We start from the raw sequence: 21,421 nt of genomic DNA on the forward strand, positions 1-21,421 counted from the left end.
AACCTGTCTGGTTCGCCGTGTTCAACCGTTTCCCTGTCGACGGCGCGCATGATACGAAGCTGCCGGAGGCTTGTAAAGCCCCCCAATAAAAAAATTTGCTGCTCCCTGAAAAGAAAAAGTGCACCAAATCGCAATTCGGGGTTCAATAGAGGCCTATGACGAAAAAACGCACACCCCAAGTCCCGGCATCCCAGCCGGGCAACGCTGTTGGCCCGAGTTCTGCCGTGGCCGCCGATTGGACCAGTCTTGATCCCGCCGCCCAGCGTGAAGCAGAAAAATACGATAACCCTATCCCCAGCCGCGAACTGATCTTGCGCCTGCTCGAAGAGCGGGGGGCTCCGGCCACCCGTGCCCAGTTGCAGGCTGAGTTCGGTCTGGATGATGAAGAGGCGATTGAAGCCCTGCGTCGCCGCCTGCGCGCCATGGAGCGTGACGGCCAGCTTATCTATACCCGGCGTGGTGCCTACGCACCGGTCGACAAGCTCGACCTGATCAAGGGGCGGGTGGTTGGCCACCGTGATGGTTTCGGCTTTCTGGTGCCGGACGAGGGCGGTGACGATCTGTTCCTCGGGCCCAATCAGATGCGCCTGGTGTTTGATGGTGATCGGGTGCTCGCGCGCATCACTGGCGTTGATCGCCGTGGCCGCAGTGAAGGGGCGGTGGTCGAGATATTGTCACGTGGCCACGAATACCTGGTGGGCCGCTTCCAGATGGAAAACGGCATAGCCTTTGTAGTGCCGGACAATGCGCGCCTGACCCAGGAAGTGCTGATCCAGCCGGGTGCCATTCGTGGTGCCCAGCCAGGCCAGTATGTCGAGGTGCAGATTACCCAGTGGCCGACCCTGCATCGCCCGGCCCAGGGCGAGGTGTTCGAGGTGATCGGCGACTACATGGCGCCGGGTATCGAAATTGAAGTGGCGCTGCGCAGTTATGACATCCCCAGTGTCTGGCCGCAGGCGGTGCTCGACGAGGCGGCACTGCTCGGCAGTCAGGTAAACGACAAGGACAAGCTCAAGCGGGTTGATCTGCGTCATTTGCCGCTGGTCACCATTGACGGCGAAGATGCCCGCGACTTTGATGATGCGGTGTATTGCGAGCCGCACAAGGCCAGTGGCTGGCGGCTGTTCTCCGGCGGCTGGAAACTCTACGTGGCGATTGCCGACGTATCCCATTACGTACCACTGGGCTCGGCGCTGGATGCCGAGGCCGAGTTGCGTGGTACCTCGGTGTACTTCCCCAGCGAAGTGATTCCGATGCTGCCTGAGGCGCTGTCCAACGGCCTGTGTTCGCTTAATCCGCATGTCGACCGTCTGGCGATGGTCTGTGAAATGACCATTTCCAAGACCGGCGAGCTGACCGACTGGCAGTTCTATGAGGCGGTGATCAACTCCCATGCGCGGCTGACCTATAACAAGGTGTCGAGCATGCTCGAGCATCCGCGTAGCCGCGAAGCCAAGCAGTTGAGCGAGGAATACGCCGATGTATTGCCGCACCTGCGCAACCTGCATGAGCTGTACAAGGCGCTGAGCAAGGCGCGCCAGGGGCGCGGTGCGATTGATTTTGAAACCACCGAGACGCGCATCCTGTTTGGCGATGATCGGAAGATTCGCGAGATTCTGCCCTCGGAGCGCAACGAGGCGCACAAGATCATCGAGGAGTGCATGCTGGCCGCCAACGTGGCTACGGCGCGCTTTATGCAGGAGCTGGAAATCCCCGCGCTGTATCGTGTGCATGATGCGCCGCAGAGCGAAAAGCTCGAACGGTTGCGCCAGTTCCTGTCCGCGTTGGGCTTGAGTCTGACCCGGCGCAAGGGTGAGCCGACGCCGGAGGACTACAGTGCCCTGCTGCAGCAGGTGCAAGGCCGCCCGGATGCCAAGCTGATCCAGACGGTGATGCTGCGCTCGCTCAGTCAGGCGGTCTACAGCCCGCACAATGCCGGGCATTTTGGTCTGAACTACGAGGCCTACACGCACTTTACCTCGCCGATCCGTCGTTACCCGGACCTGCTGACCCATCGGGCGATCCGCAGCGTGATACGTTCGCGGCGCAAGACCGACCGGGTACAGCGTGCCGGTGGCTCGGCGTTGACCAAGAAGCAGATTTATCCCTACGAGCTGCCGGATCTGGAGCGCCTCGGCACCCAGTGCTCGCAGAACGAGCGCCGTGCCGACGAGGCCAGTCGTGATGTGGTCAGCTGGCTCAAGTGCGAGTTTATGCAGGACAAGGTCGGCGAGCAGTTCGATGGTCTGGTGACTTCTGTCACCGGCTTTGGCCTGTTTGTTGAGCTGACCGATATCTTTATTGAGGGCCTGGTGCATATCACGGCGTTGCCTGCTGACTACTACCATTTCGACCAGGTGCATCACCGGTTGAGCGGTGAGCGTTCCGGACGCAGCTTCCGCCTGGGCGACCGGGTGCGGGTGCAGGTGGCGCGGGTTGATCTGGATGATCGCAAGATCGACTTTGAAATGGTCGCAGGTACAGAGGCAGTCGATCCGGTTCAGGCCAGTCGTGCGGTGCGCGAGAAGTTGCTGGCCGAGGCGCGGAAGGCTGCTGCGCCAGCGGGCAAGGGTAAGACTGCAAAGGGCGGCAAGGACAAGCGTACAGCCTCCGCCAAGGTGCCAGCCAAAGCCGGCGGGCGTTCGACAAAACCTGCCGGTCAAGCGAGCAAGCCGGTCGGCAAGGTGGCGGACGAGAAGCCGGCCAAGCCGCGTGCGCCGCGCAAGCGCAAGCCAAGGTAAGCGGGCATGAGTGATCTGGAAAACATCTACGGTGTGCATGCCGTGCAGGCCGTGCTGGAGCGCAATCCGAAGCGCATACGTCGCCTTCTGTTGCAGCGTGGCCGGCAGGATGCGCGGGTGCAGCGCCTGCAGGAACTGGCGCTGGAAGCCGGTATCGAGCCGCAGTGGAGTAGTGCTGACGAGCTGGAACGTCTCAGCGATGGCGTGCATCAGGGGGTGCTGGCGCAAGTGACGGCCAGTCAGTTGTGGTCCGAGGAAATGCTCGGGCATCTGCTGGAGCGTCTGGAAGGCACGCCCTTGCTGCTGGTGCTGGACGGCGTGACCGATCCGCATAACCTGGGCGCCTGCTTGCGCAGCGCCGATGCTGCCGGTGTGCAGGCGGTGATCATTCCCAGAGACCGCTCGGCAGGACTGACGCCGGTGGTACGCAAGGTGGCCTGCGGTGCTGCGGAAACCGTGCCGCTGGTAGCGGTGACCAATCTGGCGCGCACCCTCAAGTCATTGCAGCAGCGTGGTCTGTGGGTGGTCGGCGCCGCCGGCGAGGCTGAGCAGTTGATTTATCAGGTCGATATGAGGGTGCCCACGGTGATTGTCATGGGCGCGGAAGGCAGCGGCCTGCGCCGCCTGACCCGTGAGCACTGCGACTATCTGGCCAAGTTGCCGATGGCTGGCAGCGTCAGCAGCCTGAACGTTTCGGTAGCCACTGGCATCTGCCTGTTCGAGGCGGTACGCCAGCGTGGTACGGGCGCCTAGTCAATCTCGCGGGTCGCGGTTTTCCTTGCTATCACCCGGGTCGTTCTCTAGAATGGCCGCCCCAATCCGCTATTGCCGCAGGCCGTAGCGGGTTTTCACTCCTTGCCAGACCATATTGGGTGGCTGGCTGCAACCCGTAAGGAGCATACATGCGTCATTACGAAATCGTTTTTCTGGTACATCCGGATCAGAGCGAGCAGGTTAGCGCGATGGTCGAGCGTTACACCAAGCTCATCGAAGAAGACGGCGGCAAGATTCACCGTCTGGAAGATTGGGGCCGTCGTCAGCTGGCTTACCCGATCGACAAGATCCACAAGGCCCACTACATCATGTTGAATGTGGAGTGCAGCGCCAAGGCCCTGGAAGAGCTGACCGAGAACTTCCGCTACAACGACGCTGTCATTCGTAACATGGTTATTCGTCGTGAAGAGGCCGTTACCGAAGCCTCCGACATGATGAAGCCGGAAGACACCGGTCGTGGCGAGCGTCGTGAGCGTCGTGAGCGTAGCGACAACGACGGCGACAGCAGCGATGCTGACAACAGCGACGACGCCGACGACGGCGACGACGAATAAGTTCCAGGTCCAATTTCCCGATTAAGGAGACGCTGCAATGGCACGTTTTTTCCGCCGCAGAAAGTTCTGCCGTTTTACCGCTGAAGGCGTGAAAGAGATCGATTACAAGGATCTCAACACCCTCAAGGCCTACATCACCGAGACCGGCAAGATCGTACCCAGCCGCATCACCGGTACCAAGGCCAAGTACCAGCGTCAGCTGGCGACCGCCATCAAGCGCGCTCGCTACCTGGCTCTGCTGCCGTACACCGACAGCCACGGTCGCTGATTCAGCGATCGAGATGATCAGGAACCCTTAAGCGCATGCGCGGACTAGCCGAATACGTCATGCGCGGTCGCCGCGAAGCCACTTTGGTGGTGGGTGTGGCGCTGGCTGTGCCGCTGATGTTCTGGCTGGGTGCGGCGGTCATGGCGCTGGTGATTCTGCGTCGTGGACTGAATGACGCTCTGCCGGTTGCTCTCTGGGGTGGCCTGCCAGCCGTGGTCTGGGCGGTTCTCGGCGATAGCACACCGCTGCTGGTGCTGGTGTCTGTGATAGCGCTGTCGCATTTGTTGCGTCAGCGTCGTAGCTGGGCTCTGGTGCTGTTGGTGAGTGTGCCGCTCGGCCTGCTGATGGCGTTGCTGCTGATGAGCCTGATGCATGATGTGTTGCAGCAGGTGGCGGCGCATTTCATCGAGGTCTGGCCGAAGGTGCTGCAGGATATGGGGCACCAGGTCGACGAACAGTTGACCGCGCGCATCCAGCCGCTGGTCATGCCGTTGATGGCTGGCCTGCTGGCGGCAACCCATGTGCTCTTTGCACTGGGGAGCCTGATGCTGGGACGCTCGATGCAGGCGCGTTTGTACAATCCGGGTGGGTTTCGTGAGGAATTCCACGCGTTGCGTCTGCCGCCACTGGCCGCCTTCGGGCTGGCCGTACTGGTGCTGCTGAGCTTGCAGGCCGCTGATTTGGCCATGCTGTTTCCGCTGGCCGTGCTGCCGCTGCTGTTGTCCGGTGTTGCGCTGGTGCACGGCCTGATTGGGCTGAAGCAGCTGAACACCGGCTGGCTGATAGGGTTTTATCTGTTTGCATTGTTCATGCTGCAGATTGCATTTGTGCTGATCATGCTGTTTGCCTGTATTGACAGCCTGTTCGATTTTCGTGGTCGCCTGCGTGGCAATGCCGGTAGTGGCGACGATCCGGACAGTCAAAACTGATTTCAAGAGGTCAACGTAATGGAAGTCATCCTGCTCGAAAAAATTGCCAATCTTGGCAATCTGGGCGACAAGGTCGCCGTCAAGGCCGGTTATGCGCGTAATTTCCTGCTGCCGTTCGGCAAGGCAACTGCCGCTACTGCCAGCAACATTGCGGCCTTCGAAGCCCGTCGTGCTGAACTGGAAAAGGCTGCTGCCGAGAAGAAAGCGGCTGCCGAAGCCCGTGCTGCCCAACTGGAAGGCCTGGTGGTAACCATCGCCGCCAACGCTGGCGAGGAAGGCAAGTTGTTCGGTTCCATCGGAACCCGCGACATCGCTGATGCCGTTACCGCTGCCGGCGTTGCTCTGGAAAAGAGCGAAGTCCGTCTGCCGGAAGGCGCGTTGCGCAATGTCGGCGAGTTCGAAGTGGCTGTGCACCTGCACACTGACATCGAAAGCGTCGTCAAGCTGGTGGTGGTTGCCGAGTAAGGCGATCCCGCTGCGGTTCTTCCGGTTATCGGCAATCGTTGATTCCCGGGTGAACTGCACAATGCTTGTCGCTAGACTGACAACACGGCGCTTGTCCTGGACAGGCGCCGTGTTGTTTTGTCTGCAGTCAGTCAAACATGGGTGATGGGATGTACGCCGAAAGTCAGGAACTGGATCTGCAAACTGCCGCACTAAAGGTGCCGCCGCATTCGATTGAGGCGGAACAGTCGGTACTGGGCGGGGTGATGCTCGACAATAACGCCTGGGAGCGGATTGCCGAGCTGGTCAGCGAGAATGACTTCTACCGGCACGACCATCGCCAGATTTTCCGTGCCCTGAGCAGTCTGGCCGCACGCAACCAGCCGTTCGATGTGGTCACAGTGGCTGAAACCCTGGACCGCGAAGGTCTTGGTGAGCAGGTGGGTGGACTGGCGTATCTGGGCCAACTGGCAAAGAATACGCCTTCTAGCGCCAATATTGTCGCTTACGCGCAGATCATCCGTGAGCGTGCGACCCTGCGCCAGCTGATCAGTACCAGCAGTGAAATCGCCGATAACGCCTTCAATCCCCGTGGTCGCCAGGCCGGCGAGATTCTTGACGAGGCTGAACAGAAGATTTTCGCGATTGCCGAAAGTCGTCCCAAGACCGGTGGTCCACAACCTGTCAATGAACTGCTGACCCGTGCCATCGACCGCATCGATACCCTGTTCAACAGCGATGGCTCGATTACCGGTTTGTCCACCGGCTTCGGTGATCTGGATAATATGACCTCGGGCCTGCAACCGGCCGATCTGGTGATCGTGGCCGGGCGTCCGTCGATGGGCAAGACTACTTTTGCCATGAATCTGGTGGAAAACGCCGTGCTGCGCAGCGAGAAGGCGGTACTGGTGTTCTCGCTGGAAATGCCGGGCGAATCACTGATCATGCGTATGCTGTCCTCGCTCGGACGCATCGACCAGACCAAGGTCCGCTCCGGCCGTCTGGAGGACGACGACTGGCCGCGTCTGACTTCGGCGGTCAACCTGCTTAATGACCGCAAGCTGTTTATTGACGATACCGCCGGCTTGTCACCCATGGAAATGCGTGCCCGTGCGCGCCGGGTGGTACGTGAGCATGGTGAGCTGTCGCTGATCATGATCGACTACCTGCAGTTGATGCGTATCGGTGGCAGCAGTTCAGAGAACCGTACCAACGAGATTTCCGAGATTTCCCGCTCGTTGAAAGCGCTGGCCAAGGAGTTCAATGTGCCGGTGGTGGCGCTGTCGCAGCTGAACCGATCGCTGGAGCAGCGGCCGAACAAGCGCCCGATAAACTCCGACCTGCGCGAATCCGGTGCCATCGAGCAGGATGCCGATGTGATCATGTTCGTCTACCGCGACGAGGTTTACCATCCGGACTCCCAGGACAAGGGCATCGCGGAAATCATCATCGGCAAGCAGCGTAACGGCCCTATCGGCACGGCGCGGCTGGCCTTCCTTGGCAAGTACACCCGATTTGAAAACCTCGCACCCGGCGCTTATACCGGGTACGGGGAGGAGTAAGCATGTCCATCACACCGCCGGTGGCGCGTCCGCTGTTCGATTATCCGAAATACTGGGCTGAGTGCTTTGGCCCTGCGCCTTTCCTGCCAATGAGCCGGGAAGAAATGGATCAACTGGGCTGGGACAGCTGTGATGTCATCATCGTGACCGGGGATGCCTATGTCGATCACCCGTCCTTCGGCATGGCGGTCATCGGCCGGATGCTAGAGGCCCAGGGTTACCGGGTCGGCATCATCAGCCAGCCCGACTGGAACAGCAAGGACGACTTCATGCGTCTGGGGGAGCCGAACCTGTTCTTCGGTGTGGCTGCCGGCAATATGGACTCGATGATCAACCGCTACACGGCCGACCGCAAGATTCGCTCGGATGACGCCTACACTGCCGGTGGTGAGGGTGGTAAGCGGCCTGATCGCGCCAGCCTGGTGTATAGCCAGCGCTGCAGGGAAGCTTACCGCGGGGTGCCTGTGGTGCTGGGCGGGATTGAGGGCTCGTTGCGCCGCATTGCCCACTACGACTACTGGCAGGACAAGGTGCGCCGCTCGATTCTGGTTGATGCCAAGGCCGATTTGCTGGTGTACGGCAACGCCGAGCGGGCAATTGTCGAGATTGCCCACCGTCTCAGTCGCGGCGAGCCGGTGCAGCAGATTACTGATGTGCGCGGTACAGCCTTTATTCGCCGCGACACGCCTGATGGCTGGTTCGAGCTTGACTCCAGCCGGGTTGACCGGCCTGGTCGGGTTGACAAGATCATCAACCCCTATGTCAGCACTCAGGACTCTGCCAGTTGTGCGGTGGAGCAGGCCAAGGGCGAGGCTGCCGCAGCGGACGCTGTGCAGGTGCTTGAGCTGCTGCCGCACCCGCGGCTGGAACGTGATCGCACGGTGATCCGGCTGCCGTCCTACGAAAAGGTCAAGAGTGATCCGGTGCTGTATGCCCATGCCAACCGGGTGCTGCACCTGGAAACCAATCCGGGTAATGCGCGGGCGCTGGTACAGCGTCACGGTGATCAGGACCTGTGGCTGAATCCGCCGCCAATCCCGCTGAGCACCGAGGAAATGGACTATGTGTTCGGCATGCCCTACCAGCGGGTGCCGCACCCGGCCTATGGCGATGCGAAGATTCCGGCCTACGAGATGATCCGTTTCTCGATCAATATCATGCGCGGCTGTTTTGGCGGTTGTACCTTCTGCTCGATCACCGAGCACGAGGGGCGGATTATCCAGAGCCGTTCGCAGGAATCCATCCTGCACGAGATCGAGGATATCCGCGACAAGGTAAAGGGCTTTACCGGGGTGATTTCCGACCTTGGCGGGCCGACGGCCAATATGTACCGACTGGCCTGTAAAACTCGCGAGATTGAAGCCGCTTGCCGCAAGCCGTCCTGTGTCTATCCCGGCATCTGTGAAAATATGTCAACCGATCATTCGGCGCTGATCGAGGTGTATCGCAAAGCCCGCGAGTTACCCGGGGTGAAGAAGATCCTGATTGCCTCGGGGTTGCGCTACGATCTGGCGGTCGAGTCGCCGGAGTATGTGCGCGAACTGGTAACCCACCATGTCGGTGGCTATCTGAAAATTGCTCCGGAGCACACCGAGCAGGGCCCCTTGAGCAAGATGATGAAGCCGGGTATCGGCTCCTACGACCGCTTCAAGCAGATGTTCGAGAAGTTCACCAAGGAGGCGGGCAAGGAACAGTATCTGATTCCCTACTTCATTGCGGCGCATCCGGGAACCAGTGACGAGGACATGATGAATCTGGCCTTGTGGCTCAAGCGCAATGGCTTTCGCGCTGACCAGGTACAAGGTTTCTATCCGTCGCCAATGGCCACTGCTACGGCCATGTATCACACCGGTCGCAATCCGCTGCGCAAGGTGACCTACAAGAGCGAGGCGGTGAATACCGTCAAGGGTGAGCGCCAGCGGCGGCTGCACAAGGCGTTTCTGCGCTATCACGACCCGAATAACTGGCCGTTGTTGCGCGAGGCATTGAAAGCGATGGGGCGCGCCGACCTTATTGGTAATGGCAAGCAGCAGTTGATTCCGGCCTACCAGCCGGCGGCGGAAGGCTACCAGAGCGCCAGACGCAAGAATTCGACACCGCCAGGCAAGGGTCGTTTGCTGACCCAGCATACCGGTTTGCCTCCGAGGGACGACGGATCAGCCCCGGCCAAGTCGCGCAAACCCCAGCGTGGCAGTCGCCGCGATCGTGCCTGAGACCAAGGCTATGGCTGCTATAGCCGGAATCTGTTGGAAGTCGCAGGGGTGATGGAGCAGAGTGAAGGTGCAATCGGAGGATTACACCATGGCCATTCAGCTTCCATCCCTGCTGCTTGAACTGCTGCTTGAACTGCTGGTTGACTATGCCGCTGCGGCCGCCGGTCACTCGGCGGATTGATCAGACTGTTGTGGCATCCATTGCTGAAGCAGTTCTCGCAGTTGCGTCAGTTCTACCGGTTTTGACATGTGCCCATTCATTCCTGCCTGACGCGCCTTTTCCAGGTGCTCGGGCAGGATATGGGCGGTCAAGGCGATAATGGGAAGCAGCGGCTGCGCCTGCTGCCGCTCCCACTGGCGTATCTGTGTGGCGGCAGAAAAGCCGTCCAATTCCGGCATTTCACAGTCCATCAGCAACAGGTCATAGTGGCGGTTACGCACAGCCTCAAGCGCCTGCAAGCCGTTTTCCACCGTGTCGACCTGAACGCCGAGGCGTTCGAGCATTCCACGGATTACCCGGGTGGAAATGCTGTTGTCTTCGGCGACCAATACCTTGAAAGTCCCCCGGGACGCATCTCTTGAAGACGGCGCTGTGTCCGTCGCAGGGCTGTCTTTCTCTTGCCATTCCTCCAGCAAGGTGCGCTGCAGACTGAAGCCCGATACCGGTTTATGCAGTACACGACGAATGCCAAGGCTGCGTGCAGTCGTCCGGTTGGGCGTGTCGTTTATGCCGGTCAGCATCAGCACCAGTAACTGATCCCTCAGGGCGGGGTCCTCGTGGACTCGCTTGGCAAGCTCCATACCGGTCATCCCGGGCATGGCCTGGTCGGTCAGCAGGATATCAAAGGCTGTATTCATGGCCTGATGGCTGCGCAGCAGGGCCAGCGCTTCCGTGCCTGAGGCTGCGCTGGAAACCTGCAGTCCCCAGCCGGTCAGTTGCTGCTGCAAGACCTGCCTGCAGGTGGGGTTGTCATCGACCAGCAAGACCCTGCGATCCTTAAGGTGCTGTAACTGCTGTTCGCTCGGACGAATGCCCTGCGCCGGCAGGCTGAAGGGTAGGCTGAACCACAGATTGCTGCCTTGTTCTGCGGATGACAGGCCCCATTGTCCCTGCATGCGGGTTATCAGTTCGCGTGCCAGAGACAGCGGATTATCAATGCCTGATGTGTTGACTGCCTTGTTGGCCGGTGCCAATGCCTGCTTGATGGCGGCCAGGCTGTCGGCGCTGGCCTGGATGATAAAGCGCACCCTTGAGTCGTCTGGCTTTTCCAGTGCGGCCGTCAGTAGTATTTCTCCACGGGAGCTGTGCTCGAGAGTGTGTTTGAGCACTATGCCAAGAATCTGTTTGAGCCGAACGGGATCCCCTGTACACAATTGCGGAACTGATGGCTGAATAAAGGTGATCAGTTCGACATCTCGATGCTGCGCGGTATCGCGTAACTGTTCCATGGATTCATGTACCAGTGTGTGCAGATCGAAACTGACAGTGTTCAGTATGAGTTCGCCGGATTCCAGTCTGGCCATGTCCAGCACGCTGTTAAGGCTGCCCAGCAATTCATTGCCGGCATTCTGGATGGTTTGCACATAGTCGCGCTGCTTGGCCGACAGGGCTGTATCAAGCAGGAGTTCGATCATGCCCAGCACGCCATTCATGGGGGTGCGGATCTCGTGGCTGATATCGGCCAGCAGGGCGGCCTTGAGCTGGCGCTGTTCGCGTCGGCTTTGCGCGGCACTGGACTTGACCATGCGATTGCCATAACGGCGCTGCTGGGTCCTGAATAGCACCCAGGCGCAGCACACCAATGCGATCCAGATCAGCAGAAATACCAGCAGACGGCTGTAAAAGGCATAATCGAGCAACGCGTGCAAAACGCCTGCAATCAGCAGCAGTAATGTTGCTGTGACCAGTGCCGGGTGCTGCGGCTTGTCGAGCAGGCTCAGTTGCATCAGTAGCCCCACGGCCAGTAAAGGTAGCCCGAGCATGACCAGCAGGCGGATGCTGTTACTCCACTGCGGCACCAGTGCGGCTGTGGCAACCAGCAGGGCGCTGCCCAGGGTGACCCCCAGCCAGACTCGTAACAGCCGGCCTTGCAGGCGGGGAATACGCCAGAGCAGCAGCAGGGCAACCCAAGGGTAGAGTGCAATCAGCATCAGACCGGCAAAACTTCCGGGTCGAACACCGAGTAGCCAGTAGGTCCAGCCGGCATCGGCCAGCACGGCGAGTGTAAAAGTGGCTGTCGCCGCACCCAGTAGCAGGTGCTGGATATCACGACTGCTACACCCCTGTAACAGGGCATGCAGCAAGAGGCCGGCAAGCAAGCCAAGCAATATGCCGTAGAGGCTTTGCTGGAAAGCATGCCGGTGGGCAGCCTGCAGGCCGCTGAGGATTCGTACGTTGGCCTGAACGGCTGCCTCAGCCTGCAAGCGCAACAGTATCTCGTATGTTCCCTTGTGCTCGTGTTCGCCGGCGGGGATAGGCAACATGAAGCCAGGGAAGACCGAATGGTGTTGCTGGTCGGTCAGAGGGGTGTGTAATGCGCCATCGAGCAGCAGATAGGCGTGCACGTTTTTTAGGGCGGGATTGTCTACAATCAGCAGGCGTTCGCGTGTTGACAATTGCAAAGGCAGTCGCAGCCAAAGCGCACTGGCTCTTGGAACATCGACCTGTGTACCCGGTTGCGGGGTAAAACGATTGGCAAAGCGTGGGCCCAGAACCTCATCAAGTGACAGTGCGGATTGCGGATCGACCAGAGCACGAAAATCAGCTGGTATGTCCTCCAGGCTGCCTGCCTGCAGGTATTGCCCGAAAAACAGCAGCAGGAAACAGGTGATCACATGCCGGAGCGACAGTCTGTTTTGCGAATATATCCTTGCCGTTAACACGTACAGGCGATCCTTTGCTGGCGAAATGGCGCTGGCAGTATAGCCTGACAGCGGCGCGCACGTGGAGTGCACGCCGTTGCCCGGGATTACTCTGCCTGTTTCCGGGCAATAGCCCGGTAGCCGATGTCCTTGCGATAGAAACAACCATTCCAGTCAATGCCGGCAGCCAGTTCGTAGGCCTTCTGCTGTGCGTTCAGCACGCTGTCGCCAAGAGCGGTAGCGCACAGTACGCGTCCGCCGCTGGTCACTACCTGACCATCCTTTAGGGCGGTGCCGGCATGAAATACCTTGGCTTCGACGCTGCCAGCATTCAGTCCGCTGATCGGCATGCCTTTGGCGTAGTCGCCCGGGTAGCCACCAGCAGCCAGCACTACGCCAAGGCTGGGGCGTGGATCCCAGTCGGCGGTGACCTGATCCAGCCGGCCAGCCAGCGCCGCCTCGATCAGTGCCACCAGGCTCGAGCGCAGGCGCAGCATTACCGGCTGGGTTTCCGGGTCACCAAAGCGGCAGTTGAACTCGATCACCTTGGGCGCGCCACTGGCATCGATCATCAGGCCGGCATACAGAAAGCCGGTATAGACATTGCCTTCAGCGGCCATGCCGCGCACGGTGGGCCAGATTACCCCGTCCATCACCCGCTGGTGCACTTCGGCGGTGACCACCGGGGCCGGTGAGTAGGCGCCCATGCCGCCGGTATTCGGGCCAGTGTCGCCGTCGCCGACGCGCTTGTGGTCCTGACTGGTGGCCATTGCCAGCACATGCTCGCCATCCACCATGACAATAAAGCTGGCTTCCTCGCCCTCGAGGAACTCTTCGATTACCACCCGTGAACCGGCCTCGCCAAAGGCGTTGCCGGCCAGCATGTCGCGTACCGCGGCTTCGGCTTCATCCAGCGTCATGGCAACAATCACGCCCTTGCCGGCGGCCAGGCCGTCGGCCTTGATCACGATGGGCGCGCCTTTCTCGCGCAGGTAGGCCAGCGCCGGCTCGATCTCGGTGAAGTTGCAGTACTCGGCGGTGGGGATCCGGTGACGGGCGAGGAAGTCCTTGGTGAAAGCCTTGGAGCCTTCCAGCTGGGCGGCGGCAGCCGTCGGGCCGAAGCATTGCAGGCCGGCGGCGCGGAAGCGGTCGACCACCCCGGCCACCAGCGGCGCCTCGGGGCCGACAATGGTCAGCGCCACCTTGTCACGGGCAAAGGCGACCAGTGCGTCCAGATCCAGCACATCAATGGCGACATTTTCACACTTGGCTTCGGTGGCGGTGCCGGCATTGCCCGGAGCGACAAACACCGTCTCGACGCGCTCATCCTGCGCCACCTTCCACGCCAGTGCGTGTTCACGCCCGCCACTGCCGATAATCAATACGTTCATTCTGTTGCCTCAACATTCATTTGGGATTTCCGTCAGCGACTCGAAACAGGGCCGCGCTCAAGCCGGCAGATGCGGCTTCAGCGCGGCCGTAACCCTTACTCAGTGGCGGAAATGCCGCATCCCGGTAAACACCATCGCCATGCCGGCTTCGTTGGCGGCGTCGATCACTTCCTGGTCGCGCATGGAGCCGCCCGGCTGGATCACCGCACTGATGCCGTTGGCGGCGGCGTTGTCGATGCCGTCGCGGAACGGGAAGAAGGCATCGGATGCCATTACTGCGCCGGCGACCTGCAGGCCGGCGTGCTCGGCCTTGATCGCGGCGATACGCGCCGAGTTGACCCGGCTCATCTGGCCAGCTCCGACGCCAATGGTCTGGCGGTTCTTGGCGTAGACGATGGCGTTGGACTTGACGAATTTGGCGACTTTCCAGGCGAAGATCAGGTCGTGCATTTCATGTTCGGTCGGCGCGCGCTGAGTGACCACTTTGAGGTCCGCTTCAGTAATCATGCCGGTATCGCGGCTCTGGATCAGCAGGCCGCCATTGACGCGCTTGAAGTCCCAGCCGGCAGCGCGCTCAGCGCCCCATTCGCCGCATTCGAGCAGGCGCACATTGGCCTTGGAAGCGACTGCTTCACGGGCGGCGGCAGAGATTTTCGGCGCGATGATGACTTCGACGAACTGGCGCTCGACGATGGCCTGGGCGGTGTCGCCGTCCAGTTCACGGTTGAAGGCGATGATGCCGCCGAAGGCTGATTCGTTGTCGGTATCCCAGGCCAGGTCATAGGCCTTGCGGATGCCACCATCGGTTTCCGGCACCACGGCCACGCCGCAGGGGTTGGCGTGCTTGACGATCACGCAGGCCGGCTTGCTGAAGCTCTTCACACACTCCAGTGCGGCATCGGTATCGGCCACATTGTTGAATGACAGCTCCTTGCCTTGCAGTTGCACGGCGGTGGCCACGCAGGCCTCGGCGGCATGCTCGACGTAGAAGGCCGCGCTCTGGTGCGGGTTCTCGCCATAGCGCATGTCCTGCGCCTTGATGAACTGGCTGTTGAAGGTGCGCGGGAAGGCGATGCGGCCCTCGGTACTGAGTGTGTCGGTACTCTGGTCGATACTGCCCAGATAGTTGGCAATCATGCCGTCGTAGGCGGCGGTGTGTTCGAAGGCCTTGAGCGCCAGGTCGAAACGCTGGGCATAGGTCAGGCCGCCGGCCTGCAGGTTATCGAGGATGCCGGCATAGTCACTGGCGTTGACCACGATGGCGACATCCTTGTGGTTCTTCGCGGCGCTGCGCACCATGGTCGGGCCACCGATGTCGATGTTCTCGATGGCATCGGCCAGATTGCAGTCGGGCCTGGCGACGGTCGCGGCAAACGGATACAGGTTGACCACTACCATGTCGATCGGGTTGATGCCGTGCTGCTGCATGACCTCGCCGTCAATAGCGCGGCGACCGAGGATGCCGCCGTGGATCTTCGGATGCAGGGTCTTGACCCGGCCATCCATCATCTCCGGGAAGCCGGTGTAGTCGGCCACTTCGATGGCGGCAACGCCCTGCTCGCGCAACAGCTTGAAAGTGCCGCCGGTGGAGAGGATTTCCACGCCCTGGGCAGCCAGTTCACGGGCAAATTCAACGATCCCGGTCTTGTCGGAGACGCTGATCAGCGCGCGACGAACCGGCAGGCGGGTGGTTTGGTCAGTCATGTCGGGTCCTTAATAATCAGCTTCTAGCTTCTAGCTTCTAGCTTCTAGCTTTGGTGTATTGCGTGAAATATCCGGGAGTCTGGCTTGCCGCTTAAAGCAGTCCGTACTGTTTCAGCTTCTTGCGCAAGGTGCCGCGGTTCAGGCCGAGGACCTCGGAGGCGCGTGTTTGGTTGCCTTTGACGTAATCCATCACGCTTTCCAGCAGCGGTGCTTCGACTTCTGACAACACCATGTTGTAGACGTCGGTGACGTCCTGGCCGTCCAGGTGCTGGAAGTAGTTGCGCAGGGATTCTTCAACGCAGTCACGCAAAGGGCGCGGGTTACTGTGTGCGGTGGTGGTTGGGGAGTGCTCGCTCACTGCTGCGATTCCATCGGTCAGGGATGTATTGAGTAATGTCATGCCGCCAGGCCTCCTTCCATAATGCGGTTGAACAAGGCGACTATGCTTTCATGCTGCGCCTGGGGTGTTTCAAGCCGGTTGAAACGGCTGCGAAAATCTGTGCAGTCGGGCAGATATTGCAAGTACCAGCCGATATGCTTGCGGGCTATGCGCACACCCATGTGCTCACCATGGAAGTCGTGCAGGGCCAGCAGGTGGTCGAGCATGATCTGCCGGCGCTGCTCCATGGATGGATCTGCCAGCAGACGACCATGCTCAAGATAGTGATTGATCTGGGCAAACAGCCAGGGACGTCCCTGGGCGCCGCGGCCGATCATCACGGCATCAGCACCAGTGTGCTCAAGCACGGCGCGTGCCTTTTCTGGCGAGTCGATATCGCCGTTGGCAAACAGCGGGATGCGAATGGCCTGACGGATTTCGGCAATGGTGTCGTATTCGGCCTGGCCGCGATACAGGTCAGCCCGGGTTCGTCCATGCACGGCGAGGGCCTGAATACCGCTTTGCTCGGCGATCCGGGCAATACGGATGCCGTTACGCTGGTCGCGGGACCAGCCGGTGCGGATTTTCAGGGTTACCGGAATGTCCACAGCGCTGACTACCGCTTCCAGAATCTGTGCCACCAGCACTTCGTCGCGCAGCAATGCTGAGCCGGCTGCCTTGTTACAGACTTTCTTGGCAGGGCAGCCCATGTTGATGTCGATGATCTGCGCACCCAGTTGCTGGTTCATGCGTGCAGCTTCGGCCATCATCTGCGGGTCGCTGCCGGCAATCTGTACTGAGCGCGGCTGGTCATCGGTATCGTGTAGCAGGCGTTGGCGGGATTTGCGCGTGTTCCACAGGCGGATATCGCTGGTCACCATTTCCGAGACTGCCAGGCCGGCACCCTGGGCGCGGCACAGACGGCGGAACGGGCTATCGGTGACCCCGGCCATTGGTGCCAGCACTGTCCTGCTGTCCAGCCTGTAGGGTCCGATACTGATGACTGCCTGACTCATCCCTGCGGTCCACTGGTTCATTGGGCTGACGGCACCACGCCGGAACTGCAATGCAGGCCGGGTCGATGACGATTATGGCTGAAAAGGCCGACAATCATACCTGCTTGGCATGACCGGTTAAAGATGATTTGTGTGTTTTTTGAGCAGGCGCAGGTCAGGGGCTGAAAAAGTCAAGATGATAGCCACTGTAGCGGTTGTCCGGAGTCAGCATGCTCAGGCCGATATGAATCGGTGTTTGGGTTGGCATCAGTCGGACGCCTGCCAGCTCGCCAGCGAGATACTCTTCCGGATGGAAGCGGCGCTGAGCGACAGTCCGACCCTGACTGTCGGTGAAGGTCATCTGCAACACAGGAAAAGGTTGGGTAAAAGCGGCACGGTTATAGAGGATCAGGTCGATTGCCAGCGTGCCGGGAAACTCCGGGTGCGGGCGAACCACCAGATTGCTGCTGCGTAACTGGCCAATATCAACCTGCGCGGGTAGCTCGCAGCTTGCCAGCAAACACAGACGCTCCAGCAGGGGGCGGCTGCGCTGGTCGCTGGCGAGTGCGTTGAAGTTGTATGCCAGATACTGGCCGGCCAGCCCCAGCAATGCCAGCAGGCTGAGGAATGTCCACAATCCGTTGTGGCGGTTACGTCGGCGTAATGGTCGTGGGTCGTCTTCCAGATACAGTTCTTCATCCAGCGAGTGTTCGGCAATCAGCGGCAGAATGCGGGTGTCCTGAATCTGCTCTGGCTGATCCTCCGGTTCGTCACGCCGTGCCTGCAGGGCGCGCGGTTGCCGGCCGGTACGCGGGGGGGCGGCAAAGTCGTCGGCTGCCGGTGTCAGTTCGTATGGAGCCTGACGCAGCGCGGGTTGTATGTCTGCGACGCTTTGCTCCGCGACGTGCCGGGGCGCAGGCGGTACCCGGGAAGCCTGGATTTCTTCAATCAAGGATTCATCCAGACCCAGCTCTTCGAGCTCCAGGTGATCCAGATCCATATCGTCATGGATCAGTAGCCTGTGCTGTGAGGGGGCTGGAGTGGCAGCGTGTGGCGGTGTTGATGGGGCGACTGATGGTGCGGCAGGTGCCGGGGATATGGCATCGAAGATCTTCAGGCAGGCACCACAGCGCACCTTGCCGCCGGCAGCGCGCATCTGTTCCCCGGTCAGACGGAAGCGTGTCTGGCAGTGCGGGCACTGGGTGGCAAGCATTTCACTCATGGTCGACGGGGCTTCCTGTGCCTTGTCTGCTCGTTCAAACTGCCGGCATTGTGAGTCAAACTGCCGGATCTGTCATGTGCCGCTGGCCGCTGATGCGCACCCAGCCGTCACGTATTGCCGGCGGGTCCAGCTCGAAGGCGTCACGGTAGGCCGCCAGCACCTCATCGGCCTGTTCGGCGAGAATGCCGGACAACGCCAGTCGGCCACCGGGCTCGACCAGCGCGGTCAGTTGTGGCGCCAGGCTGACCAACGGGCCGGCCAGAATATTGGCTACCAGCACCGCGGCCGGGGCCTGTGGCATGTCGGCCGGCAGATAGAGTTGCAAGGCCTGGTCATCGATGCCGTTGCGGCGGGCATTCTCGCGTGAGGCTTCCAGCGCCTGCGGATCGATGTCGGTACCTACTGCCTGCTCAACCCCCAGCAGCAAGGCGGCGATCGCCAGAATGCCGGAGCCGCAGCCGAAGTCGATCAGGTTCTTGCCGGCAAGCGGTTCGGCATCCAGCCACTCCAGGCACAGGGCAGTGGTCGGGTGGGTGCCGGTACCGAAGGCCAGGCCCGGATCCAGCAGCAGGTTTACCGCCGACGGCTCCGGGGCTTGATGCCAGCTCGGTACAATCCACAGGCGCTGGCCAAAACGCATCGGCTGGAAGTTGTCCATCCAGCTGCGTTCCCAGTCCTGATCCTCAAGCGGCTCCAGGCTGTATTCGGGTAACTGTCCACCATTCAGCAGACGGAGCTGGTCGATCAGTGCATCGCCATCGGTGTCGGCCTCGAACAGGGCCAGCAGGTGGGTATTCGACCACAGCGGGGTGGTGCCCAGGTCGGGCTCGAAAATCGGCTGGTCCTCGGCATCCATAAAGGTTACCGAGACAGCGCCCAGAGCCAGCAGTTGATCTTCCAGACCGTCGGCCTGATCAGGGGAAATCGCAAGACGAAGTTGCAGCCAGGACATGGGCATTCCAGATGACGAAAGCCCGGGCAGGCCCGGGCTTTGAGGCTTGAAGCTGAAGGCTGGAAGCACTGCGTGGTGCAGCTTCCAGCCTTCAGCGTTGGGCGGATTTTAGTGCATTCCCAGCTTGTGTTCCAGATAGTGGATATTCACACCACCCTTGCAGAAGCCGGGGTCACGCACCAGTTCGCGGTGCAGCGGGGTGTTGGTCTTGATGCCGTCCACTACCAGCTCGTCAAGCGCGTTGCGCATACGCGCCAGCGCCTCGTCGCGGGTAACGCCGTAGGTGATCAGCTTGCCGACCAGCGAGTCGTAGTTGGGCGGAACCTTGTAGCCGCTGTACAGGTGCGAGTCGACGCGGACACCGTTGCCACCGGGGGCGTGGAAGAAAGTCACGGTACCTGGGCTGGGCATGAAGGTGGCGGGATCCTCGGCGTTGATCCGGCACTCAATGGCGTGGCCGAACACCTTGATCTGATCCTGGCTGATGCTCAGCTTGTTGCCGGCGGCAACCAGTATCTGCTCCTTGACGATATCGATACCGGTGACCATTTCGGTAACCGGGTGCTCCACCTGCACGCGGGTGTTCATCTCGATAAAGTAGAAACGGCCGTCCTCATAGAGGAATTCGAAAGTGCCAGCACCTCGGTAGCCCAGTTCAACGCAGGCCCGAACGCAGCGTGCCTGTACTTCGGCGCGGGCCTTCTCATCGATGCCGGGGGCTGGCGCTTCCTCGATAACCTTCTGGTGGCGGCGTTGCAGCGAGCAGTCGCGGTCGCCCAGATGCACGGCATTGCCCTGACCATCCGACAGCACCTGAACTTCCACATGGCGCGGGTTGGTCAGGAACTTTTCCAGATAGACCATCGGGTTGCCGAAGGCAGCACCGGCTTCGGTACGGGTCAGGCGGATCGACTTGAGCAGATCCTCTTCCTGATGCACCACCCGCATGCCACGACCACCACCGCCACCGGCGGCCTTGATGATTACCGGGTAGCCAACGCGGCGACCGATTTCCAGGCAGCGCTGGTCGTCATCCTCCGGCAGCGGGCCGTCGGAGCCGGGCACCGTGGGCACGCCGGCCTTCTTCATCGCCTCGATCGCCGACACCTTGTCGCCCATCAGGCGAATCACCTCGGCGCTTGGACCGATAAAGGTAAAGCCGGAGCGTTCCACCTGCTCGGCAAAGTCGGCACGCTCGGCGAGAAAGCCGTAACCGGGGTGGATGCCATCGGCACCGGTAACCTCGGCGGCGGCAATGATCGCCGGAATGTTCAGGTAGGAATCCGCCGCACTGGGCGGGCCAATACAGACGGTTTCGTCAGCCAATGCCAGATGCATCAGCTCGCGGTCGGCGGTGGAGTGCACCGCTACGGTCTTCAACCCCAGTTCCTTGCAGGCGCGGATCACGCGCAGGGCAATTTCACCGCGGTTGGCTATCAGTACTTTTTGCATCGCAGCCTCCGGGTTGGGCTCAGGCGATGCTGAACAGGGGTTGATCGAATTCGACCGGTTGGCCGTTGTCGACCAGGATGGCCTGAATCACGCCGCTTTTGTCGGCTTCGATATGGTTCATCATCTTCATGGCTTCAACGATGCACAGCACATCACCGGCCTTGACGGTCTGGCCGACTTCGACGAAGGACGGCTCGGACGGCGAGGGCGAACGGTAGAAGGTGCCGACCATCGGCGAGCGTACCAGGTGCCCGCTCGGCTCGGCGGGTGCGGCCGGGGCAGCTGCCGGGGCGGCGGCTACAGGTGCGGCGGCGGGGGCCGGAGCGGCGACCGGTGCCGGATGGGCGAAGTACTGTTGCGGGGCAACTTGCTTGCTGTGGCGGCTGATGCGCACCGACTCTTCGCCTTCGTGAATCTCCAGTTCGTCGATACCGGACTCTTCCAGCAGTTCGATCAGCTTCTTGACTTTGCGAATATCCATGGGTGATTGCACTCCGCAGCTTGTAATGGTGTTGTGTTCAAGGGTGTTCGATTCGGTGCAGTGCCGCGTCCAGCGCCAGCTCGTAGCCTTTGGCGCCCAGACCGCAGATCACGCCCTCGGCCACGTCGGAAAAATACGAGTGGTGGCGGAAGGGCTCACGCTTGTGCACGTTGGAAAGGTGCACTTCGATGAATGGGATGCTCACCGCCAGCAATGCGTCACGTATTGCCACGCTGGTATGGGTAAATGCGGCCGGATTGATGATGATGAAGTCGATGGCTTCGTCGCGCGCGGCGTGGATGCGCTCGATCAGTTCATGCTCGGCGTTGCTCTGCAGGGTCAGCAGATGGTGGCCTCGCAGGCTGGCCAGTTCGCGCAGGCGCTGATTGATCTGCTCCAGGGTCACGGCGCCATAGACACCGGGCTCGCGGGTGCCAAGCAGGTTCAGGTTGGGTCCGTGCAGGACCAATAGGCTGGCCATCGATTGTTGTATCCGGC

The 21,421-nt window shown here is 60.8% G+C and carries 18 protein-coding genes; 8 read left to right on the plus strand and 10 right to left on the minus strand.

The window, feature by feature from the left end; genetic code table 11:
* The first annotated feature begins 224 nt into the window (after positions 1 to 224).
* The 8 genes from rnr (at position 225) to BMZ23_RS00870 (ending at position 9,485) form a co-directional block, all read left to right on the plus strand.
* Positions 225 to 2,741, plus strand: coding sequence for a ribonuclease R (rnr, locus tag BMZ23_RS00835; protein ID WP_245748077.1), 2,517 nt, complete (start codon positions 225 to 227; stop codon positions 2,739 to 2,741).
* A gap of 6 nt (positions 2,742 to 2,747) precedes the next feature.
* Positions 2,748 to 3,494 (plus strand): 23S rRNA (guanosine(2251)-2'-O)-methyltransferase RlmB, encoded by a 747-nt coding sequence (gene rlmB, locus BMZ23_RS00840; RefSeq protein WP_093471424.1) that lies wholly within the window; start codon positions 2,748 to 2,750, stop codon positions 3,492 to 3,494.
* Between the two features lie 149 nt (positions 3,495 to 3,643).
* Entirely contained in the window at positions 3,644 to 4,069 is a 426-nt protein-coding gene (gene rpsF, locus BMZ23_RS00845) for a 30S ribosomal protein S6 (RefSeq protein ID WP_093471426.1), read from the plus strand.
* A gap of 37 nt (positions 4,070 to 4,106) precedes the next feature.
* Positions 4,107 to 4,337: a 30S ribosomal protein S18 gene (rpsR, locus tag BMZ23_RS00850; protein WP_093471428.1), complete on the plus strand. Its 231-nt coding sequence runs from the start codon at positions 4,107 to 4,109 to the stop codon at positions 4,335 to 4,337.
* Between the two features lie 35 nt (positions 4,338 to 4,372).
* Positions 4,373 to 5,266: a YybS family protein gene (locus BMZ23_RS00855; RefSeq protein WP_093471431.1), complete on the plus strand. Its 894-nt coding sequence runs from the start codon at positions 4,373 to 4,375 to the stop codon at positions 5,264 to 5,266.
* Positions 5,267 to 5,284: 18 nt separating this feature from the next.
* Positions 5,285 to 5,731: a 50S ribosomal protein L9 gene (gene rplI, locus BMZ23_RS00860; protein WP_093471434.1), complete on the plus strand. Its 447-nt coding sequence runs from the start codon at positions 5,285 to 5,287 to the stop codon at positions 5,729 to 5,731.
* Between the two features lie 149 nt (positions 5,732 to 5,880).
* Positions 5,881 to 7,272 carry a replicative DNA helicase gene (gene dnaB, locus BMZ23_RS00865; RefSeq protein WP_093472087.1) on the plus strand — a complete coding sequence of 464 codons (1,392 nt, stop codon included), beginning with the start codon at positions 5,881 to 5,883 and terminating at the stop codon, positions 7,270 to 7,272.
* A gap of 2 nt (positions 7,273 to 7,274) precedes the next feature.
* Complete coding sequence (locus BMZ23_RS00870; RefSeq protein ID WP_093471437.1) at positions 7,275 to 9,485, plus strand: YgiQ family radical SAM protein; 2,211 nt, start codon at positions 7,275 to 7,277, stop codon at positions 9,483 to 9,485.
* A 165-nt stretch (positions 9,486 to 9,650) separates the two neighbouring features.
* Here BMZ23_RS00870 and BMZ23_RS00875 read toward each other — a convergent pair whose 3' ends face one another.
* The 10 genes from BMZ23_RS00875 to aroQ form a co-directional block, all read right to left on the minus strand.
* Positions 9,651 to 12,320 carry a response regulator gene (locus BMZ23_RS00875; protein ID WP_143069538.1) on the minus strand — a complete coding sequence of 890 codons (2,670 nt, stop codon included), beginning with the start codon at positions 12,318 to 12,320 and terminating at the stop codon, positions 9,651 to 9,653.
* A gap of 134 nt (positions 12,321 to 12,454) precedes the next feature.
* Positions 12,455 to 13,738: a phosphoribosylamine--glycine ligase gene (gene purD, locus BMZ23_RS00880; RefSeq protein ID WP_093471443.1), complete on the minus strand. Its 1,284-nt coding sequence runs from the start codon at positions 13,736 to 13,738 to the stop codon at positions 12,455 to 12,457.
* 99 nt (positions 13,739 to 13,837) lie between these two features.
* Complete coding sequence (purH, locus tag BMZ23_RS00885) at positions 13,838 to 15,442, minus strand: bifunctional phosphoribosylaminoimidazolecarboxamide formyltransferase/IMP cyclohydrolase (RefSeq protein ID WP_093471446.1); 1,605 nt, start codon at positions 15,440 to 15,442, stop codon at positions 13,838 to 13,840.
* Positions 15,443 to 15,533: 91 nt separating this feature from the next.
* Entirely contained in the window at positions 15,534 to 15,842 is a 309-nt protein-coding gene (gene fis / locus BMZ23_RS00890; protein WP_093471449.1) for a DNA-binding transcriptional regulator Fis, read from the minus strand.
* A complete protein-coding gene (gene dusB / locus BMZ23_RS00895) occupies positions 15,839 to 16,837 on the minus strand; it encodes a tRNA dihydrouridine synthase DusB (RefSeq protein WP_093471452.1) in 999 nt (332 codons plus the stop codon). Before dusB ends, fis begins: the two co-directional genes overlap by 4 nt.
* Positions 16,838 to 16,991: 154 nt before the next feature.
* Complete coding sequence (locus tag BMZ23_RS00900) at positions 16,992 to 18,038, minus strand: DUF3426 domain-containing protein (RefSeq protein ID WP_093471455.1); 1,047 nt, start codon at positions 18,036 to 18,038, stop codon at positions 16,992 to 16,994.
* Between the two features lie 55 nt (positions 18,039 to 18,093).
* Positions 18,094 to 18,990, minus strand: coding sequence for a 50S ribosomal protein L11 methyltransferase (prmA, locus tag BMZ23_RS00905; protein ID WP_093471457.1), 897 nt, complete (start codon positions 18,988 to 18,990; stop codon positions 18,094 to 18,096).
* A 108-nt stretch (positions 18,991 to 19,098) separates the two neighbouring features.
* On the minus strand, positions 19,099 to 20,442 hold the full coding sequence (gene accC / locus BMZ23_RS00910) for an acetyl-CoA carboxylase biotin carboxylase subunit (RefSeq protein ID WP_093471460.1): 1,344 nt from the start codon (positions 20,440 to 20,442) through the stop codon (positions 19,099 to 19,101).
* A gap of 19 nt (positions 20,443 to 20,461) precedes the next feature.
* The gene (gene accB, locus BMZ23_RS00915; protein ID WP_093471463.1) at positions 20,462 to 20,923 is read right to left on the minus strand and encodes an acetyl-CoA carboxylase biotin carboxyl carrier protein; all 462 of its coding nucleotides are present in this window, start codon (positions 20,921 to 20,923) and stop codon (positions 20,462 to 20,464) included.
* 37 nt (positions 20,924 to 20,960) lie between these two features.
* Positions 20,961 to 21,404, minus strand: a complete 444-nt coding sequence (aroQ, locus tag BMZ23_RS00920; RefSeq protein WP_093471466.1) for a type II 3-dehydroquinate dehydratase — start codon at positions 21,402 to 21,404, stop codon at positions 20,961 to 20,963.
* Between the last annotated feature and the right edge of the window lie 17 nt (positions 21,405 to 21,421).

It is taken from the genome of Halopseudomonas yangmingensis, assembly GCF_900114825.1.
Classification (GTDB): domain Bacteria; phylum Pseudomonadota; class Gammaproteobacteria; order Pseudomonadales; family Pseudomonadaceae; genus Halopseudomonas; species Halopseudomonas yangmingensis.

What these genes read in the sequence shown, in the direction of transcription:
- rlmB (WP_093471424.1), top strand. Translation starts at nt 2,748, where the DNA reads ATGAGTGATCTGGAAAACATCTACGGTGTGCATGCCGTGCAGGCCGTG.
- rpsF (WP_093471426.1), top strand. Translation starts at nt 3,644, where the DNA reads ATGCGTCATTACGAAATCGTTTTTCTGGTACATCCGGATCAGAGCGAG.
- rpsR (WP_093471428.1), top strand. Translation starts at nt 4,107, where the DNA reads ATGGCACGTTTTTTCCGCCGCAGAAAGTTCTGCCGTTTTACCGCTGAA.
- BMZ23_RS00855 (WP_093471431.1), top strand. Translation starts at nt 4,373, where the DNA reads ATGCGCGGACTAGCCGAATACGTCATGCGCGGTCGCCGCGAAGCCACT.
- rplI (WP_093471434.1), top strand. Translation starts at nt 5,285, where the DNA reads ATGGAAGTCATCCTGCTCGAAAAAATTGCCAATCTTGGCAATCTGGGC.
- dnaB (WP_093472087.1), top strand. Translation starts at nt 5,881, where the DNA reads ATGTACGCCGAAAGTCAGGAACTGGATCTGCAAACTGCCGCACTAAAG.
- BMZ23_RS00870 (WP_093471437.1), top strand. Translation starts at nt 7,275, where the DNA reads ATGTCCATCACACCGCCGGTGGCGCGTCCGCTGTTCGATTATCCGAAA.
- purD (WP_093471443.1), bottom strand. Translation starts at nt 13,738, where the DNA reads ATGAACGTATTGATTATCGGCAGTGGCGGGCGTGAACACGCACTGGCG.
- purH (WP_093471446.1), bottom strand. Translation starts at nt 15,442, where the DNA reads ATGACTGACCAAACCACCCGCCTGCCGGTTCGTCGCGCGCTGATCAGC.
- fis (WP_093471449.1), bottom strand. Translation starts at nt 15,842, where the DNA reads ATGACATTACTCAATACATCCCTGACCGATGGAATCGCAGCAGTGAGC.
- dusB (WP_093471452.1), bottom strand. Translation starts at nt 16,837, where the DNA reads ATGAGTCAGGCAGTCATCAGTATCGGACCCTACAGGCTGGACAGCAGG.
- BMZ23_RS00900 (WP_093471455.1), bottom strand. Translation starts at nt 18,038, where the DNA reads ATGAGTGAAATGCTTGCCACCCAGTGCCCGCACTGCCAGACACGCTTC.
- prmA (WP_093471457.1), bottom strand. Translation starts at nt 18,990, where the DNA reads ATGTCCTGGCTGCAACTTCGTCTTGCGATTTCCCCTGATCAGGCCGAC.
- accC (WP_093471460.1), bottom strand. Translation starts at nt 20,442, where the DNA reads ATGCAAAAAGTACTGATAGCCAACCGCGGTGAAATTGCCCTGCGCGTG.
- accB (WP_093471463.1), bottom strand. Translation starts at nt 20,923, where the DNA reads ATGGATATTCGCAAAGTCAAGAAGCTGATCGAACTGCTGGAAGAGTCC.
- aroQ (WP_093471466.1), bottom strand. Translation starts at nt 21,404, where the DNA reads ATGGCCAGCCTATTGGTCCTGCACGGACCCAACCTGAACCTGCTTGGC.